This window comes from Nitrospirillum iridis (assembly GCF_014205765.1).
In the GTDB taxonomy this organism is placed as follows: Bacteria; Pseudomonadota; Alphaproteobacteria; order Azospirillales; family Azospirillaceae; genus Nitrospirillum; species Nitrospirillum iridis.
The window spans coordinates 1-16,993 of sequence record NZ_JACIIZ010000015.1 but is presented as its reverse complement, the minus strand read 5'-3'; the positions used below and the strand labels follow the sequence as shown (position 1 = coordinate 16,993).

The window sequence follows — 16,993 nt, the reverse complement described above, 5'->3', positions numbered from 1 at the left end:
GCCCCCAGCCCTCCCCAACCAGGGGCCATCCCCCTCAATGCGCCGTGCTGGTGAACACCTGCTCGGCCCCGCCCTTCTTGAAGACGATGCCGCCCTTCATCACGAAATCGACCTTGCCCATGACGGTGATGTCGGTCAGCGGGTTGCCGGACACGGCGACGATGTCGGCGTACTTGCCGGCGGCGACGCTGCCGAGGTCCTTGTCCTTCTTCAGCAGGGTGGCGGCGTTGATGGTGGCCATCTGCAGCGCGTACATCGCCGGCATGCCCACCTGGACCAGCAGCGGGAAGTCCTTCCAGTTGTCGCCATGGGGGAAGACGCCGGCGTCGGTGCCGTAGGCGAACTTCACGCCCGCCTTGTAGGCGTCGCCCACCGTCTTCAACAACTGCGGCCCCACCATCAGGGCCTTGGCCTGCACCGCCGGCGGATAGGCGTGAGGGTTGGCCTTGGCCTTTTCCGTCACATAGGTGCCGGTATAGATCGTCGGCACGTAATAGGTGCCGTGCTCCTTCATCAGCTTCATGTCCTGGGCGTCCATGAAGGTGCCGTGCTCGATGCTGTCGGCACCAGCGACGACGGCGCGGCGGATGCCCTCCGCCCCATGGGCGTGGACACCGACGATGTAGCCGTACTCATGGGCCGCCGTGACCAGGGCCTTGGTCTCCTCCTCCGTCAGTTGGGAGTTGTCGACGCTGCCCGACAGATCCAGCACACCGCCCGTGGTCATGATCTTGATGGTGTCGACGTTCTGCTTGTAGTGCTCGCGCACCGCCTTCCAGGCGTCGGACGGGCCGTTGATGATGCTGTCATGGGGACCGACATCGGGCTGCAGGTCCATGCGCAGGCCGTCGCCGTCATCGGCGTGGCCGCCGGTGGAACCGATGGCCGGGCCGGCCGACAGGATGCGGGGGCCAGGGACCCAGCCCTTGTTGATCTGGTCGCGCAGGGCCACCGTCTCATAATGGCTGTCGCCCAGGTTGCGCACGGTGGTGAAGCCACCCAGCAGGGTGCGCTTGGCCCACACCGTGCTGCGCACCACCCAGTCCGCCTGGTTGAAATGCAGCATGTCGCTATAGATGGTGGGCGTGAATTCCATGCTGATGTGGACATGCGCATCGATCAGGCCGGGCAGGCAGGTGTCGCCCGCCGCCAGTTCCACCACCTCGGCATCCGGCCGGGTGACGTAGCCGGCGGCCACCTCGGTCACGCGGTCACCCTGGACGACCACGCTGCTCTGGCCCAGCATCTTGCCGGCCACGGAATCCAGCAGGGCCGGGCAGTGCAGCACCACGGGCTTGGCCGCCGGTGCCGCGTCCTGCGCCTGGGCGGCGAGAGGGGCCAGCGCGCAGCCGGCCAGCAGGGCAAAGGCATGGACAGCGCGACGGGTACGGCGACCCGCCGTCATCGAGAAACCAACAGCCATTTCGGCATCCCCTTATTCTGAAAGCATGTCCCTGTTCTTCCGCCGGTCACAGGCCCGACGGCTTGCCGCCACCGTACCATCGCCCCCCGCCCGCCGCCACCGGACCGTTGCGGACCGCAGGGCATCCGGGGTAAGCCAAAGCCTTGGTGACGGGTATGGGCAAACGGCGAGGGGAACGGCAATGCGGCGGATCGGTGTCATCGGCGCGGGCGCCTGGGGCACGGCGCTGGCCATGGCCGCCCGGCGGGCCGGGCGCGACGTGACCCTGTGGGCGCGCGAGCCCGAAGTGGTGGCCGCCATCAATGGCAGCCATGAGAACACCCCCTTCCTGGCGGGCGTGGCCCTGGACCCCGCCATCCGCGCCACCGGCGATTTGGCCGAAGCGGCGGCGGCCGACGCCGTGCTGCTGGTCACGCCGGCGCAGCACATCCGCGCCACCACGGCGAGGCTGAAGCCCCTGCTGGCCGCCGGCACGCCCGTCGTGCTGTGCGCCAAGGGCATTGAGATCGCCAGCGGCGGCCTGATGACCGAGGTGGCCGCCATGGAACTGCCCGACACGCCGCTGGCCGTGCTGTCCGGCCCCACCTTCGCGGCGGAGGTGGCGCGCGGGCTGCCCACCGCCGTCACCCTGGCCTGCCGCGATGCCGATATCAGCCAGCGCCTGGCCCAGGCGCTGGGCAGCCTGACCTTCCGCCCCTATGCCAGCGATGATCTGGTGGGGGCAGAGATCGGCGGGGCGGTGAAGAACGTGCTGGCCATCGCCTGCGGCATCGTCGCCGGCCGCGCCCTGGGCGACAACGCCCGCGCGGCCCTGATCACCCGCGGCCTGGCGGAGATCGCCCGCCTGGGCCAGTCGCTGGGCGCCCGGGCGGAGACCTTCATGGGCCTGTCCGGCCTGGGCGACTTGACGCTGACCTGCGGCAGCCTGCAGTCGCGCAACATGTCGCTGGGCCACGCCCTGGGCCAGGGCCAGCCCCTGGCCGACATCCTGGCCGGCCGCAATTCCGTCGCCGAGGGCGTCTACACCGCCGAGGCGGTGGTGCGCCTGGCCGCCCGCCAGGGCGTGGACATGCCCATCTGCCAGGCGGTGGACGCCATCCTGAACCATGGCGCCGACGTCAACGCCACCATCCAATCCCTGTTGTCCCGCCCCCTCAAGACCGAGGGCGCCTGACCCTTTCCAACGGAGAGCCTTTCCCCATGCACTTCGCCATCACCTGCGCCGACAAGCCCGGCCACCTGGATCTGCGTCTGGCCACCCGCCCGCGCCATCTGGAATATCTGGACAGCCAGGTGGACCACATCGTCGTGGCCGGCCCCCTGCTGGATGCCGAGGGCAAGCCCACGGGCAGCCTGCTGGTCGTGGAATTCCCCGACGAGGCCGCCACCCAGGCCTTCGCAGATGCCGACCCTTATGCCCAAGCTGGTCTTTTCGAATCCGTAACGATCAAGCCCTTCCGCGTCGTCTATCCCAAGGCCTGAACCGCCGCGCCCCCCTACCCCGGGGTTTTCTTGGGCCGCGAGTGCGGCCGCCGGAGATTTCCGGGGAGCGGAGCGGACGGGAAATCGAGGATGGCCACGGCGCGGATGCGCCGCCGGCGCTTGAGGGAACCAAGGAACTAAAAATGCCCTACTGGCTGGTGAAGTCGGAACCGTTCAAATATTCCTGGGACAAGTTCGTGGCGGACGGCCGCACCCATTGGGACGGGGTGCGCAACTACCAGGCGGCCAACAACCTGAAGGCCATGAAGGTGGGCGACCGCGCCTTCTTCTATCATTCCAACGAGGGGCTGGAGATCGTCGGCATCGCCGAGGTGGTGCGCGAGGCCTATCCCGACCCGTCGGATGAAAGCGGCCGCTTCGTCATGGTGGACCTGAAGCCGGTGGCGCCAGTGAAGACGCCGCTGACGCTGAAGGACATCAAGGCCGACCCGGAGCTGTCCACCATGGCCCTGGTGCGCCAGTCGCGCCTGTCCGTCTGCCCCATCACCGATGAGGAGTGGAAGGGCGCCTGCCAACGCATGGGCGTCGATGCCTGAAGTCGCCGCAGCCCCCGCCCCCTCTCCCCTGTGCCGCCTGGATGACATTCCCGACGGCCAGGCGAAGGGGATCAGCTGGGGCGGCGGCGCAGCGCGGGAGGACATCCTGGTCGCCCGGCGGGGCGATGCCGCCTACGCCTACCGCAACCGCTGTCCCCACGTCGGCACCACGCTGGACTGGACGCCGGACCGCTTCATGAGCGCCGATGGCCTGCATCTGCAATGCGCCACCCACGGCGCGTTGTTCCGGGTGGAAGACGGCTTTTGCCTGCGCGGCCCCTGCGCCGGCCGCAGCCTGTCGGCCCTGCTGATACGCGTCACCGACGGTGCCGTGTATCTGGACGAATAGCCCTACTCCGCAGGCACACAATCCCTGGCCCGCAACCGCGGGCGCCAGAGATTTCTGGGAAGCGGAGCGGACTGGAAATCGAGGATAAGCCAAGCCGGCGGATGCCAGCGCCCGGCGCCTGAGGGGACAATGATAGTTAAGCCGACCGGGCCTTCATGGTGGCGGCGAAGTCCTCGGTCGTCGTGACCATACGCCGGGCGATCACGCCCACCTCGCGCGCCACATCCGCGACCGTCGGGGTGGCCAACGCCGCAGAGGGCGCGTCGCCGGCCATGGCGGCGGACGCCCCCCCCTCGGCCGTCGCCAGGCCGGACGTCGACCGGGTCACGGCCGGATGGGCCAGCGCCCGCAGCACGCTGTCGATGGCCATCAGGCTGGTACGGCTGCTGATCTGGCTCAAACGGCCGATCAGGTCCGTGGCGTCCTGTCCAGCACCGGTATCCCCAGCACCCGTGTTCATGGGCCTTCCTGTCAGCGCCTGACGGCCGCTGCCCCGCGTGATGGTAAATGCGAGCACTACTAATAACACAGGATGAACACAGGGACAGCAGCGCCAATGGGGGTGGCACGCAAAAATGTGCCCCTTCCGCGTCATCCTGAACGGTTGCCGGGGTGATCCATATCATGGCGGGCGATGGCAGGGAGGCGTTCCATGGTCCACGCGCCGGAATGGGGGCAAGCCCGTGGATTGCCGTGAGTTTGCCACCGGCTGGCGCGGGCCCACGCTTGTGGAAAGCGGGGCCACGAGGGATACTCGGCCTGGCAAGCGATGGCGATCGCTGCGCCAGACCCGGTTGGCCTGTAACAGGCCAGGACGGCCAGGGCACCCCCGGAGCGGAGGGGCCAGGCCGGACACGGGTGGCGGTTGCGGGACATGGGACACCCGGTCCCCCGCAGCCCCGGCTCTTGTAGCCCCGGCCGGCGACAACACATCAGGGAAGGAAACCAAGGTCCGATGAGCAACAACACCCTGTTCCCCGTTCCCGACGCGGTGGCGGCAGACGCCTGGGTCGATGCGACCAAATACCAGCAGATGTACGACCAATCGGTCAGCGATCCGGACGGGTTCTGGGGCGAGCATGGCCGCCGGCTGGACTGGATCAAGCCCTACTCCAAGGTGAAGAACACCAGCTTCACCGGCGATGTCTCCATCCGCTGGTATGAGGACGGCGTGCTGAACGCCTGCGCCAATTGCGTGGACCGCCACCTGCCCGCGCGCGCCGACCAGACGGCCATCCTGTGGGAAGGCGACAGCCCGTCCGAACACAAGCACATCACCTATTCCGAGCTGTATGAGAACGTCACCCGCCTGGCCAACGTGCTGAAGGCCCGCGGCGTGAAGAAGGGCGACCGGGTCACCATCTACCTGCCCATGATTCCGGAGGCGGCCTACGCCATGCTGGCCTGCGCCCGCATCGGCGCCGTCCATTCCGTGGTCTTCGGCGGCTTCTCCCCCGATAGCCTGAAGGACCGGGTACAGGACTGCGGCAGCACCGTGGTCATCACCGCCGACGAGGGGTTGCGCGGCGGCCGCAAGGTGGGCCTGAAGGTCAACGCCGACCAGGCGCTGAAGTCCTGCCCGACCGTTGACACGGTCATCGTCGTGCGCCGCACCGGCGGGGCCGTCGGCTGGGTCGAGGGCCGCGACATCTGGTACCACGACGCGGTCGCCGCGGCGTCAAACGACTGCCCGCCGGAGCCGATGGACGCCGAAGACCCGCTGTTCATCCTCTACACCTCGGGATCGACCGGCAAGCCCAAGGGTGTCCTGCACACCACCGGCGGCTATCTGGTCTATGCCAGCATGACCCACCAGTACGTCTTCGATTATCACGAGGGCGACGTCTACTGGTGCACGGCCGACGTGGGCTGGGTCACGGGCCATAGCTATATCCTGTACGGGCCCCTGGCCAACGGCGCCGTGACCCTGATGTTCGAGGGCGTGCCCAACTATCCGGACAGTGGCCGCTTCTGGGAAGTCATCGACAAGCACAAGGTCAACATCTTCTACACCGCCCCCACCGCCATCCGCGCGCTGATGCGCGAGGGCGAGGGGCCGGTGAAGCGCCACAGCCGCAAGAGCCTGCGCCTGCTGGGATCGGTGGGGGAGCCCATCAACCCCGAGGCCTGGCTGTGGTACCACTCGGTCGTGGGCGATGGCCGCTGCCCCATCGTCGACACCTGGTGGCAGACAGAGACGGGCGGCATCCTGATCACGCCCCTGCCGGGCGCCACCGCCACCAAGCCGGGATCCGCCACCCGCCCCTTCTTCGGGGTGAAGCCGGTCATCGTCGATAACGAAGGCCACCTGCTGGAAGGCGCCACCGAAGGCAACCTCTGCATCGCCGACAGCTGGCCGGGCCAGATGCGCACCGTGTTCGGCGACCATGAGCGCTTCAAGCAGACCTACTTCTCCACCTTCACCGGCAAGTACTTCACCGGCGACGGCTGCCGCCGGGACGAGGACGGCTATTACTGGATCACCGGGCGGGTCGATGACGTCATCAACGTCTCCGGCCATCGCCTGGGCACGGCCGAGGTGGAAAGCGCGCTGGTGGCCCACCCCAAGGTGGCCGAGGCCGCCGTCGTGGGCTATCCGCACGACATCAAGGGCCAGGGCATCTACGCCTACGTCACCCTGAACGCCGGGGAAAGCCCGACGGAGGAATTGCGCAAGGAACTGGTGGCCTGGGTGCGCAAGGAGATCGGCCCCATCGCCACGCCCGACCTGATCCAGTGGGCGCCCGGCCTGCCCAAGACCCGCTCCGGCAAGATCATGCGCCGCATCCTGCGCAAGATCGCCGCCAACGAGCATGAGGCCCTGGGCGACACCTCCACCCTGGCCGACCCCACCGTGGTCACCGACCTGGTGGACAGCCGCATGAACCGGGGCTGACCCCCGGACTCGGACTATGGGGAAAGGCCGGCCGGGGCGACCTGGCCGGCCTTTTTCATGAAGGCCCGACTTTTATGAAGGCCCGACGCTACAGCGCCGTCGGCCGGGGGTCTTCCACCTGGTGCAGGCGCTGGAAGGCCTGCATGGCGACGCGCAGCAGCAGGGTCCGGCGGCGGGCGGCGTTCAGCTTGACCTCGGGCCCCTCGCGCAGGATTTCAGCACCATAGCCGTCCGCCACGATCAGCCCGCATTCCTCGGGGATCAATTCCTGGGGGAAATCCTCGCCCACGGCGAAGTAGAACCGGTCGCAGAATTCCAGGTAGTCGCCCCATTTGTGGTCGGCGCGAAAATCGGCGACGGAGCTTTTGATCTCCACGATGGTGACGGTGCCGTCGCCGGCCAGGGCCAGGATGTCGGCGCGGCGGTTGTTGGCCAGCGGCACCTCCAGCATCGATCGCATGCCGCGATGGACCAGCATGCGCCGCACGCCGCGCGCCAGCAGCAAGGCCCGCTCCATCCCCGGCCGGCCGAAGAACGGCGGCACGGTGGCGGGAATCACGAAAGCGGCGGCATCATCCTCCGGCGTCGAATCGGGGGGCAGGCTCATCGGACGTCAGCCCCGCCTGAAGCGCTCCACCTTCTGGACGCGGAAGCCCAGGCCGGTGGGAAAGCGCTGTTCCGCGCGAAAACGGGCGTCACGGTCGGTGGTGGCGCCGAACAGGTAAGGACGGGTGGCGACATCGCCCTCGGTTCCCGCCTGGCCCACCGTCACTTCCCACAGCCGGCCATGCACCAGCACGGCCTTGTCCGGCACGGTGATGCGGCGGCGGGGGGCAGATTGCAGCTCGCGCAGCTTGGCCTCGGCCTCCGCCCGGGTCGTGCGCAGCACGGCAAGCGCCTCCTCCAGGGTCGCCACTTCCCGGGCGCTGCCCTCGGCGGTGGCCTTGGCGTCGTTGGCCGCGGCGGTGACGTGGCCCAGTTCCTCTTCCAACCGCCCCAGGCGGCGTTCGCGCAGCCGGCGGTCATCCTCGATGGCGCGGGCCGTCAGCGTGAACTGGATCAAGGAATAGAACAGCAGAACGATCAGGCCGATGTTGGCCAGCAGCGCGCCCGACATCAGGAGGCCACCAGCTGCTGGACGGGCGCGTCCTGCGCCTGCACCATCGGCAAGGTGAAACCCGCCGTTTCCGGGAATGCCTGGCGGGCCAGACGCAAGGCCTCCGACTGGTTTTCCGCCCACACCTCCACCAGATGGGGGCAGCCACGCAGGTGACTGTGGGTGGTGGCCGTCTGGTTCACGGTCAGGGTGGGCCCCAGGCTCAGGCTGCCGACATAGAGGCGGCGGCCGGTGGCGGGCTCACCCACCTCATGGATCAGTTCGAAATTGTCCGTCTGGGCCGACAGCAACCGCCGCTGGGCTTCCGCTAGCTGGTTCTGGATCATCCGCCGCTCCTCCTCCAGGTCGCGGGCCCGGACTTGGTTCTGCTCATGCGCCTTCAGCGCCTCGTCATACGACGCGCGCGTCCGGGTCACGCGGCCTTCCATCTCCGCCACCGCGTTGCGGGTGGCATAGAGCAGCGTCTGACGGAACAGCACCATGGCCACCATGCAGGCGGCGCCCAGCAGCGCGATCACGAACAGGCTGATGCTGAATTCCTCAAGCACGACCGCTGCGATCCTTTCGGCGTTTCAATCGAGTCTAGCATTATCGACAATTTTCGCAAATTGCCGAACATCGGGACCAAACCAGTCCGTGCCCTGGTTACCACGCCATACGTTCACAGATGGTTATCATGGACAACGGTAGCCGTCGACGGGGCCGGAGGCAACCTGGGCAAGAAAATTTCAGCCGTACTCACGCCGCGCTTTGCACGAATCCGTGGCTGGCGATTTCCCGGAGGAAGGCGCGGTCGACGGCGGGATAGCGCGAGGGCATTTCCCGCTCAATGCTGTCCAGCAGAGAACGGGCGGCGGACAGGCCGTTGATCTCGGCATACAACAGGAACCAGGCGGCATAGGTGCGCCCCAACCCCACGGCGGCCGGGCCGATGGCGACATCCCCATCCGCAGGCATCACCCAATAGCCCAAGGCGCCGTCACGCCGCAGCCCGACGAAGGGTAGCTTGGCCAGCGGCAGCCGGGCGGGGGTGGGAGTGGGGCTGGGCGGAAGGGGGGCCATCGATCACAGGCTGCAGCTGACGGTACCGACCCCAATCCGTTGCGGCCGGGGGCCAATTAACATACCGATCCTGGTATATCGCGACGAGTCGCGCGCCGCTATCCACGCGGAAGAATAGGGTCCCCGCGCGGGCCGGACTCGGCACTAGCCACGTCCGCGCGGGAAGCCGGGGCCCACGGCGTTAGCGGCCGTGGGCGGCTTGCGCTGTCAATGGCCGTGGCCGGCCGCGGCCTTGCCGGCCTCGGACAGGATGTAATGACGGCCGCAATAGGGGCAGTCGATCTTGCCTTCCTTTTCCATGGTCAGATAGACCAGCGGATGGCCCAGTGCACCACCCCCGCCATCGCACCCGACGGACGGGGTGTCGACATAGATCGTCTCAATCGGCTGCATGGCCTTGGCTTCCCATCATAAAGGTCCTGAGCGGAACGACCGTCCCGCCGACGCCCGGATCATAGCCAAGCGCGTCGCCGGATCAACCGCCTGTGTACGGCCATCCGCATAAGTTCCCGCGCGTGGCGCGGTGGTGGCCCGAACACCCATGCCACGGGCGTGCACGCCCCAGGGGGGTGTGACGGCCGTGGTTGACCATGAAGGAGCCGGGGGTGTACGCCATAGGACCTGCCGGCGGACAACCATTCCGCGACCGCCATTTCGGCCCCGTCTTCATGGACCGTCCCGACCCCATGCCCGACACGCGCGCGCCCGATACCCATACCGCCCCGCCCGCCGACACCCAGCCCAGCCTGGCGATCGAACTGCGTGGCCTGACCAAGACCTACAAGGCGTCCGGCAAGGCGCCAGCCAAGCTGGCGTTGAAGGGCATCGACCTGGCCATCCCGCGCGGATCGGTCTACGGCCTGCTGGGCCCCAACGGCGCCGGCAAATCCACCATGATCAACATCCTGGCGGGCCTGGTGACCAAGAGCGGCGGCACGGCCAAGATCTGGGGCATCGACATCGACCAGGATCCCCGGGCCGCCCGCGCCGCCATCGGCGTGGTGCCCCAGGAACTGAACATGGACCCGTTCTTCACGCCGCGGGAACTGCTGGACCTTCAGGCCGGCCTCTACGGTGTGCCCAAGCGCGAACGGCAGACCGAGCGGCTGCTGGAGGCGGTGGGCCTGAAGGACAAGGCCAACGCCTATGCCCGCACCCTGTCGGGCGGCATGCGCCGCCGCCTGATGGTGGCCAAGGCCATGGTGCACACGCCCCCCGTGCTGGTGCTGGACGAACCCACCGCCGGCGTTGACGTGGAACTGCGCCAGTCGTTGTGGGCCCATGTGCGCGAACTGAACCGCGCCGGCACCACGGTGGTGCTGACGACCCATTACCTGGAAGAGGCGCAGGAGCTGTGCGACAGCATCGCCATCGTCAATCACGGCCAGGTGGTGGCCTGCGATAGCACCGACCGCCTGCTGCGCACCCTGGACCGCAAGGATCTGGTGGCGGTGGTGGACCAGGACCTGACCGAGGTGCCGGCCACCCTGGCCGGATTCGAGGTCACGCTGAAGGGCCGCCAGCTGACGGTGCAATACCCGCCCAGCCAGGTGAAGGTGGGGGAGGTGCTGAACGCCATCGCCGCCGCCGGCCTGACCATCGTCGACCTCAGCACCAAGGAGTCGGACCTGGAGGACATCTTCCTTCAGCTGACCCGCGCGCCCGCCGCCGTCGATGGACCGCGCTGAGGGCCGTCGTGCTGGAACGGCGCCTGCCCTGTTCTGGCTGCTGTTGTGCCTGATGGCGCCGCTGGCCGCTTGCGCGCCGGCGGCGCGCCTCGCTTCCCCGCCGGTGGTCGTGGCGCCGCAAGTGACGGCCGCCGGCATCACCACGCGCGACGGGACCGTACTGCCCACCCAGTCCTGGCTGCCCGCCGACGGCCCACCCAAGGCCGTCATCCTGGCGCTGCACGGCTTCAACGACTACGCCAACGCCTATGATGCCCCCGGCCGCTGGTGGGCGGAGCACGGTGTGGCGACCTACGCCTATGACCAGCGCGGCTTCGGCCGCAATCCCAGGTCCGGCGTCTGGGCCGGCGGTGACGTCATGGTCCGCGACATGTGGGACGCGGCGGCGGCCCTGCACGACCGCTATCCCGACACGCCGCTGTTCCTGACCGGGGAAAGCATGGGGGCGGCCGTGTTGCTGACCGCGCTGGCGGGCCATGACCTGCCGGCGGGTTTCCGGGGCGCCATCCTGACGGCGCCGGCCGTCTGGTCGCGCGCCACAATGCCGTTTTACCAGAGCTGGGCCCTGGCGCTGGCCAACTGGACCGTGCCTTGGTTGACCGTGACGGCGCCACGCGGCCTGATCCACGTGCAGGCGTCGGACAACATCCCCATGATGATCGCGCTGGGCCGCGACCCGCTGGTGGTGAAGGCGACACGGGTGGACGCGCTGAAGGGCCTGACCGACCTGATGGACGCCGCCATGGCCGCCACCGCCACCTTCCACGTGCCATCGCTGGTGATGTACGGCCAACATGAGGAGCTGATCCCCCGTGAGCCTATGCGCCAGGCCCTGGCCCGGCTACCAGACCAGAGCCAGGGCGGCCCGCGCATCGCCTTTTATCCCACCGCCTGGCATATGATGCTGCGCGATCTCAACGCCGAAATCGTGTGGCGGGATATCCTGGCCTGGGTGACCGACCCGGCCGCCCCCCTGCCCAGCGGCATGGACACGAACCCGGAGATCGCCACGCTGCTGGCGGAGGGACGCACCTCATGACCGCGACCATCGTCCTGAACGCGGACGACTATGGACTGTCACCCGGTGTCTCACGGGGTATCCTCGCCCTGATCCGCCAGGGGCGGCTGTCGGGCACCAGCTGCATGACCGCCACCCCCTTCTGGCCGGAGCACGCGCCCTGGCTGGCGGAGGTGGCGGACCGGGCCGACGTCGGCCTGCACCTGACCCTGACGGACCAGACGCCCGCAGGGCCTTGCCCGGCACTGGCCCCAAACGGCCGCTTCGGCAGCGTCGGCGCGCTGATGGCGCGGTCCCTCACCGGTCGACTGATGGGTGCCGCCACCCAAGCCGACCTGAAGGCGGAAATCGACCGGCAGCTGGATCTGTTCGAGGCCCACGCCGGCCGGCCACCCGCCCATGTCGATGGGCACCAGCATGTGCACCTGCTGCCGGGGGTACGCGGCCTGGTGCTGGACGCGGTGGCCCGCCGTTACCCGCGGGGCAGCGTCTATGTGCGGAACTGTTCCGAGCCGCTGGCCGCCATCCTGGCGCGCGGGGTGGACAGGCCCAAGGCCCTGATCATCGCCACCCTGGCGCGCGGTCTGGCACCAGCGGCTGCGCGACGCGGCATTCCCACCAACCATGGATTCCGGGGGGTCTATGACTTCGCCCCCGGCCGCGACTTTCCCGGCCTGATGGCCCGCTTCCTGGTGCCCGCCCGGGATGGCGCGCTGATCATGGTGCACCCGGCCTTGGCCGACGATGTGCTGGCGGGACTGGACCCGGTGGTGGCCAGCCGGCAGGTGGAGCAAGCGTATCTGGCCGGCGACGCCTTCCAGGACTTGCTGGAGCGCGACGGCGTGCGGCTGGGCCGTCTGCTGGGTTGAGACAAAACGGGTTGACCATAGGGGGCCCCGCGCGCTTCATGCGGCCCCATCACCATTATCGCTCCACGAGGACCAGGGATGCCGGACCCCCGCAGCGCCAAAGGGCCGTCCAAGGCCGTCCCCGCCGATACCACCATCGGTGAAGGCACTCGCCGCAAGACCTTCCGCGTCCTGGGCCTGCCAGCGGTGGCGGCCTTGTTCGCGCGCGATCCCGACCGGGTGGAGCGGCTGTTCTTCGACGACCGCATGAAGGAAAAGGTGGGCGCCTACTGCGCCGCCCTGGCCCAGGCGCGCAAGCCCTACCGCCTGTTGCCCGCCGATGAGATGGAAAAGGTGGCAGGCACCCCCCTGCATGGCGGCGTGGTGGCCGTGGCCCCGCCCCGCCCGGTGCCGCCCCTCGACATGGCCGAAGCCGCCCAGTGGGCGGCGGCGGGCGAACCGCTGATGATCCTGGATGGAGTGGGCAACCCGCACAATCTGGGCGCCATCGTCCGCACGTGCGCCTTCTTTGGCATCAACCGCCTGGTGCTGTCCGACCACCCGGAACAGGCCCTGCCGTCGGAAGCCGCCTACCGCGTGGCCGAGGGCGGGTTCGAGTATGTGACGCTGTACCAGATGGCGCGCTTCGCCCAGAACCTGCGCCATCTGCGCGGGCCCTACCGCATCGTCGGCACGGCCCTGGGCGACCATCCAGACCCTGCCGCCGTACTGTCCGAGCGGGATGCCAAGCCTGCCGCCCTGATCCTGGGCAATGAGGAGGTGGGATTGCCCGCCACCACGGTGCAGGCCTGCAACCAGCTGGTCACCCTGCGCGGCAGCGGTCAGGTGCAGTCCCTGAACGTCTCCGCCACCGCCGCCATCCTGGTGCATGCCCTGGCCCAACGGGCCTGATCCCGCGAAGGCCGCCACCCATGTCCCGGCTGATCCTGTTCAACAAGCCCTATGACGTGCTGTCGCAGTTCAGCGATGGCGCCAACGGGGGCGACCGCCGGGCCACGGTAAAGGACTATGTGCCGGTGCCGGACGTCTACCCGGCCGGCCGGCTGGACCGCGACAGCGAGGGCCTGCTGATCCTGAGCGACGACGGTCCGTTCATCCACCGCATCGCCGATCCCCGGCACAAGCTGCCCAAGACCTATTGGGCGCAGGTCGAGGGTGTGCCGGACGAGGCGGCGCTGGCGGCCCTGCGCCGGGGTATCGCCCTGAACGACGGCCCCACCCTTCCCGCCGGCGCCCGCCTGATGGCCGAGCCGGCCGGCCTGTGGCCCCGCGACCCGCCCATCCGCTATCGCGCCGCCATTCCCACCAGCTGGGTGGAACTGACCCTGCGGGAGGGGCGCAACCGCCAGGTCCGCCGCATGACGGCGGCGGTGGGCCACCCCACCCTACGCCTGGTGCGCTGGGCCGTGGGCGATTGGACGCTGGACGGCCTGGCGCCGGGACAATGGCGGGAGGTTCCCCTGCCGGCAAAGCCGGCGTCCCCTCCCAGGCCAAAACGGCCTACGGCGTCTCGACGATCAAGGTGACGCGCCGGTCGGCGGCGCGGTCATGGTCGGGCGCGGTGGGATCGGCCCCGGGGTCGTGTGGCCGGGTATCGGCGTAGCCCACCGCCCGCAGGCGGCTGGCTGGCACGCCGTCGCTGATCAGCATCCGCACCACCGCGGCGGCGCGGGAGGCCGACAGCTCCCAGTTGCTGGGAAAGCGCGCGGTGCTGATGGCGTTGCTGTCGGTGTGGCCCTCCACCGTCACCATGCCCTTCAAGGATTGCAGCATCGGCACCAGACGCGACAGCAGGCGCTGCCCCTCCTCCCCCAGATCCGCCCGGCCCGAGGCGAACAGCACCCGGTCCTTGATCTCGATGGATAGGCCGCGCCCCTTGGGCGTCACCTGCACGTCGGGCGGCAGGTTCTGCGCCTCCAGATCCCGGGCCAGGCGCCTGGCTTCCGCCGTCGGCTCATCCGCCGGCCCGGCCTCGGGCAGGGCGTCTTGGGGCGGGCGCTGCGGCGGATAGGGCGGGACCGGGGGGAAAACAGGGCTGGAGACCGACGCCGCCGTGGGGGGCTTCGCCATGTCGCGGGCGGGAGCGCCCACGGCATCGGCGGTGACCGCCACCCGGCCGGCGCCCGGCTGGGCGTTGTCGGACTTCAGCTTAAGCCGGCCGTTAATACCCAGCATGGCGACCATGCCGAGGAACACGATCATCAGCAGGGTTACCATGTCCATGTAGCTGATGACCCATTCCTCGGACTCTTCCGCCGGTTCGCCCGGCATGCGGATGGGCGCCGTGCCGGACGGGCGGTCAGGCGTCCGATCCGGACGGGTACGGGAGGGTGGCCGGGAAGGGGGGGCGCCCAAGGGCTGGGCCGCCGTCGGCTGTGCCGGGGTGGCCGCCGCCCCCGGCGGGGGAACGGGGGCGCCGCTGGCGTAGACACGCGCGGTGTGCCGCGGCTTGGGCGGCGGCGGCAAGTCGGGCGGGCCCTTGGTCGAGTCGCTAGGCGCCACCCCAATCCTCCTCCCGCGCGTCGCGCAGGTAGTGGTCCAGGCTGTCCTGGATGAGGGTGGGAGATCGGCCCAGGTGGGTCAGCACCACGCCCTCCAGCAACACGTTCATCAGCGCGACCCGCCGGCCCGTGCGCTGTTCCAGTTTGATGGCGATGGGCTTGAACACCAGGTTGGCCAGCACCAGTCCGTAGAGGGTCGCCAGCATCGCCACCGCCATGCTGCCGCCGATGAGGCCAATGTCGCCCTCCCCCAGATGCTTCAGCATGCCGACCATGCCGGCCAGCGTGCCCAACAGGCCGAAGGCGGGGGAGAAGGTGGCCAGGGTGCGGAAAAAGCGCGATTGCCCGGCCTCCAGTTCCATCTGCTTCTGGATGCGCCAGTTCATGACCTGCAGCAGGTCTTCCAGGGGCTGAGCGTCCACCACCATCTGCAGTCCCAGCCGCAGGAAGGGATGGGCCACGCGCTGCGCCCGCTCATCCGCCGCCTGGATGCGCTTTTCATGCAGGTGGCGCGCGACCTCCAGCAATTCAGCCACGTCGACCCGGATGCTGTCGCGGTCACGGACGATGCCCATCAGGGCGCCCAGGGCCGCCCGGATCTCATCACCGCGAAACGCCAACAAGGCCACGCAGACCACGCCACCCAGCACGATCACCAGGCCTTCGGGATTGTAATAGAAGTGCCAGTTGCCACCGGCAGAGACAACGAACCACAACAGGGCGACGGTGGCCAGCACCCCCACCAGCGTCGTGCCGATGAAGCGGGAGGTGACGCCGCTGGCCTTGGCGCCGCCCCGTCGCGCACCAGCCGGCGCGGTCGCGGAGGTCACCTTGCGCGCCGGACGCGCGCCACGTTCGTTCAAAGTCACGCCTACCCCTACCCCTCTGGGCCCCGCCCCTTGCGCGCCCCGCTCGTCATCGGGACCGCCGCCGCCGACCCAAGCGGCTGGTGCCAGAGTAGCCGAGAGCCCGCCACGAATACACCCCGGGGGAAGAGGGCGTGGGGGAAGAGGGCGCTGAAAATCCGCGCGCCGGCTCAGCGGCCCTGGATGGTGATGGTCAGGGTGTCGGTGTAGCTGCCGGCGATGGCCTGGGCGTTGGCGGGAACGGTGACGGCGACGGTTGCGGACTTGTTGAACTGGGCGGAGGAGCGGACGACGTTGACGCTGCTGCCGGCGGACTGGCCGTCGTAGATGGGGGTGTAGCTGATGGGCTGGGCGCCTGTGGCGCTGGACTTAAGGGTGGCGCCGTTGGCGGAGGAGACGCTGATCTGGTAGCCGGCGCCGTCGTTGCAGGTTTCGACGACAGTGCCGACGGTGACGGCGGTGGACCCGGAGAGGATGTTGAGGGTGGCGCCGGCATCGGTGACGGCGACGGTGCAGGTCTGGGCGACGGTGCTGTTCAGCTGGACGGTGCCCGAGGCGCCGGCGGCGGCGAAGGCGGGGGCTGCGGCGAACAGGGCGGCGGAAACCAGGGCGGCGGTGGCGGCGACGGCGGCGATGCGGCGGATCATGGGGTAGGTCCTATCGGTTCGGCTGGGCTTGTTGCCCGGTTGCTTTGATGGGAGGTGTAAAAGCAATCGCGGTGCCAGGACGGGCGCCAAAGTCGCACTTTTAGTTAACGGATTGATAATAATCGCTTATGTCGGCTGATCCTGGCGCCGCACCCGGGGCGGGGCCGCCAGTCCTTGCGTTCCGCATCGTGCGAAGCGCCAGGAATCAAGGAAGATCAATGCATTAGGAGATGCGTTCCGCCAGGGTGCGGACGCGGAAAAGGGCGGCCCCTGGGGACCGCCCTTCTTCGAACCGGGGGTGAGGATCGCGGACTTACTTGCCGGCGATGGTCACGGTCAGGGTGTCGGCGTAGCTGCCGGCGATGGCCTGGGCGTTGGCCGGGACGGTGACGGACATGGCGGAGGTCTTGTTGAACTGGGCGCCGGAGCGGGTGACGGTGAAGCTGCTGCCCGAGCCGCTGGTGCCGTCGTAGGACGTGGTGTAGCTGATGGCGCTGGCGCCGGTGGCCGAAGACTTC

Annotated in this window: 20 protein-coding genes and 1 pseudogene; 10 read left to right on the top strand and 11 right to left on the bottom strand. The window is 69.0% G+C overall.

Going from position 1 to position 16,993, the window contains the following annotated elements; genetic code table 11:
• Nucleotides 1-34 precede the first annotated feature (34 nt).
• The gene (locus FHS74_RS22915) at nt 35-1,423 is read right to left on the bottom strand and encodes a metal-dependent hydrolase family protein (protein WP_184805828.1); all 1,389 of its coding nucleotides are present in this window, start codon (nt 1,421-1,423) and stop codon (nt 35-37) included.
• Between the two features lie 181 nt (nt 1,424-1,604).
• Between FHS74_RS22915 and FHS74_RS22910 the strand changes: the two genes are divergently transcribed.
• The 4 genes from FHS74_RS22910 (at nt 1,605) to FHS74_RS22895 (ending at nt 3,811) form a co-directional block, all read left to right on the top strand.
• On the top strand, nt 1,605-2,597 hold the full coding sequence (locus FHS74_RS22910) for an NAD(P)H-dependent glycerol-3-phosphate dehydrogenase (protein WP_184805826.1): 993 nt from the start codon (nt 1,605-1,607) through the stop codon (nt 2,595-2,597).
• A 26-nt stretch (nt 2,598-2,623) separates the two neighbouring features.
• Nucleotides 2,624-2,905 (top strand): YciI family protein, encoded by a 282-nt coding sequence (locus FHS74_RS22905; RefSeq protein WP_184805823.1) that lies wholly within the window; start codon nt 2,624-2,626, stop codon nt 2,903-2,905.
• A 143-nt stretch (nt 2,906-3,048) separates the two neighbouring features.
• Nucleotides 3,049-3,462 carry an EVE domain-containing protein gene (locus FHS74_RS22900; RefSeq protein ID WP_184805820.1) on the top strand — a complete coding sequence of 138 codons (414 nt, stop codon included), beginning with the start codon at nt 3,049-3,051 and terminating at the stop codon, nt 3,460-3,462.
• Nucleotides 3,455-3,811: a Rieske (2Fe-2S) protein gene (locus tag FHS74_RS22895; protein ID WP_184805817.1), complete on the top strand. Its 357-nt coding sequence runs from the start codon at nt 3,455-3,457 to the stop codon at nt 3,809-3,811. The genes FHS74_RS22900 and FHS74_RS22895 overlap by 8 nt, the downstream gene beginning before the upstream one ends.
• Nucleotides 3,812-3,947: 136 nt before the next feature.
• Here the strand turns inward: FHS74_RS22895 and FHS74_RS22890 are convergent, their stop codons facing one another.
• On the bottom strand, nt 3,948-4,271 hold the full coding sequence (locus FHS74_RS22890) for a hypothetical protein (protein ID WP_184805814.1): 324 nt from the start codon (nt 4,269-4,271) through the stop codon (nt 3,948-3,950).
• A 495-nt stretch (nt 4,272-4,766) separates the two neighbouring features.
• Between FHS74_RS22890 and acs the strand changes: the two genes are divergently transcribed.
• On the top strand, nt 4,767-6,707 hold the full coding sequence (gene acs, locus FHS74_RS22885) for an acetate--CoA ligase (protein ID WP_184805811.1): 1,941 nt from the start codon (nt 4,767-4,769) through the stop codon (nt 6,705-6,707).
• Nucleotides 6,708-6,795: 88 nt separating this feature from the next.
• Here the strand turns inward: acs and FHS74_RS22880 are convergent, their stop codons facing one another.
• The 5 genes from FHS74_RS22880 to FHS74_RS22860 all read right to left on the bottom strand — a co-directional run bounded on the left by FHS74_RS22880 (nt 6,796) and on the right by FHS74_RS22860 (nt 9,279).
• Nucleotides 6,796-7,314: an MmcB family DNA repair protein gene (locus FHS74_RS22880; protein ID WP_343067012.1), complete on the bottom strand. Its 519-nt coding sequence runs from the start codon at nt 7,312-7,314 to the stop codon at nt 6,796-6,798.
• 6 nt (nt 7,315-7,320) lie between these two features.
• A complete protein-coding gene (locus tag FHS74_RS22875) occupies nt 7,321-7,824 on the bottom strand; it encodes a hypothetical protein (RefSeq protein ID WP_184805808.1) in 504 nt (167 codons plus the stop codon).
• Nucleotides 7,824-8,372 carry a hypothetical protein gene (locus FHS74_RS22870; protein WP_184805806.1) on the bottom strand — a complete coding sequence of 183 codons (549 nt, stop codon included), beginning with the start codon at nt 8,370-8,372 and terminating at the stop codon, nt 7,824-7,826. The genes FHS74_RS22875 and FHS74_RS22870 overlap by 1 nt, the downstream gene beginning before the upstream one ends.
• Before the next feature lie 190 nt (nt 8,373-8,562).
• Nucleotides 8,563-8,886 carry a hypothetical protein gene (locus FHS74_RS22865; RefSeq protein WP_184805803.1) on the bottom strand — a complete coding sequence of 108 codons (324 nt, stop codon included), beginning with the start codon at nt 8,884-8,886 and terminating at the stop codon, nt 8,563-8,565.
• Nucleotides 8,887-9,093: 207 nt separating this feature from the next.
• Nucleotides 9,094-9,279, bottom strand: a complete 186-nt coding sequence (locus FHS74_RS22860) for a zinc-finger domain-containing protein (RefSeq protein WP_184805800.1) — start codon at nt 9,277-9,279, stop codon at nt 9,094-9,096.
• Between the two features lie 293 nt (nt 9,280-9,572).
• Between FHS74_RS22860 and FHS74_RS22855 the strand changes: the two genes are divergently transcribed.
• The 5 genes from FHS74_RS22855 (at nt 9,573) to FHS74_RS22835 (ending at nt 13,987) form a co-directional block, all read left to right on the top strand.
• Nucleotides 9,573-10,574, top strand: coding sequence for an ABC transporter ATP-binding protein (locus tag FHS74_RS22855; RefSeq protein WP_246463313.1), 1,002 nt, complete (start codon nt 9,573-9,575; stop codon nt 10,572-10,574).
• A complete protein-coding gene (locus FHS74_RS22850) occupies nt 10,561-11,613 on the top strand; it encodes an alpha/beta fold hydrolase (RefSeq protein ID WP_184805794.1) in 1,053 nt (350 codons plus the stop codon). Before FHS74_RS22855 ends, FHS74_RS22850 begins: the two co-directional genes overlap by 14 nt.
• The gene (locus tag FHS74_RS22845; RefSeq protein ID WP_184805791.1) at nt 11,610-12,461 is read left to right on the top strand and encodes a ChbG/HpnK family deacetylase; all 852 of its coding nucleotides are present in this window, start codon (nt 11,610-11,612) and stop codon (nt 12,459-12,461) included. The genes FHS74_RS22850 and FHS74_RS22845 overlap by 4 nt, the downstream gene beginning before the upstream one ends.
• 78 nt (nt 12,462-12,539) lie before the next feature.
• Nucleotides 12,540-13,352, top strand: coding sequence for a TrmH family RNA methyltransferase (locus tag FHS74_RS22840; RefSeq protein ID WP_184805788.1), 813 nt, complete (start codon nt 12,540-12,542; stop codon nt 13,350-13,352).
• 20 nt (nt 13,353-13,372) lie between these two features.
• The gene (locus FHS74_RS22835; RefSeq protein WP_184805785.1) at nt 13,373-13,987 is read left to right on the top strand and encodes a pseudouridine synthase; all 615 of its coding nucleotides are present in this window, start codon (nt 13,373-13,375) and stop codon (nt 13,985-13,987) included.
• On the opposite strand, the gene FHS74_RS22830 is transcribed toward FHS74_RS22835, so the two are convergent.
• From FHS74_RS22830 to FHS74_RS22815, 4 genes and pseudogenes are all read right to left on the bottom strand, one after another.
• A complete protein-coding gene (locus FHS74_RS22830; RefSeq protein ID WP_184805783.1) occupies nt 13,962-14,963 on the bottom strand; it encodes an OmpA family protein in 1,002 nt (333 codons plus the stop codon). The genes FHS74_RS22835 and FHS74_RS22830 overlap by 26 nt on opposite strands.
• Nucleotides 14,953-15,831, bottom strand: coding sequence for a motility protein A (locus FHS74_RS22825; RefSeq protein ID WP_343067011.1), 879 nt, complete (start codon nt 15,829-15,831; stop codon nt 14,953-14,955). Before FHS74_RS22825 ends, FHS74_RS22830 begins: the two co-directional genes overlap by 11 nt.
• A 167-nt stretch (nt 15,832-15,998) precedes the next feature.
• The gene (locus FHS74_RS22820; protein ID WP_184801285.1) at nt 15,999-16,475 is read right to left on the bottom strand and encodes a spore coat protein U domain-containing protein; all 477 of its coding nucleotides are present in this window, start codon (nt 16,473-16,475) and stop codon (nt 15,999-16,001) included.
• 313 nt (nt 16,476-16,788) lie between these two features.
• A pseudogene (locus FHS74_RS22815) lies at nt 16,789-16,993 on the bottom strand (hypothetical protein); the annotation flags it as partial.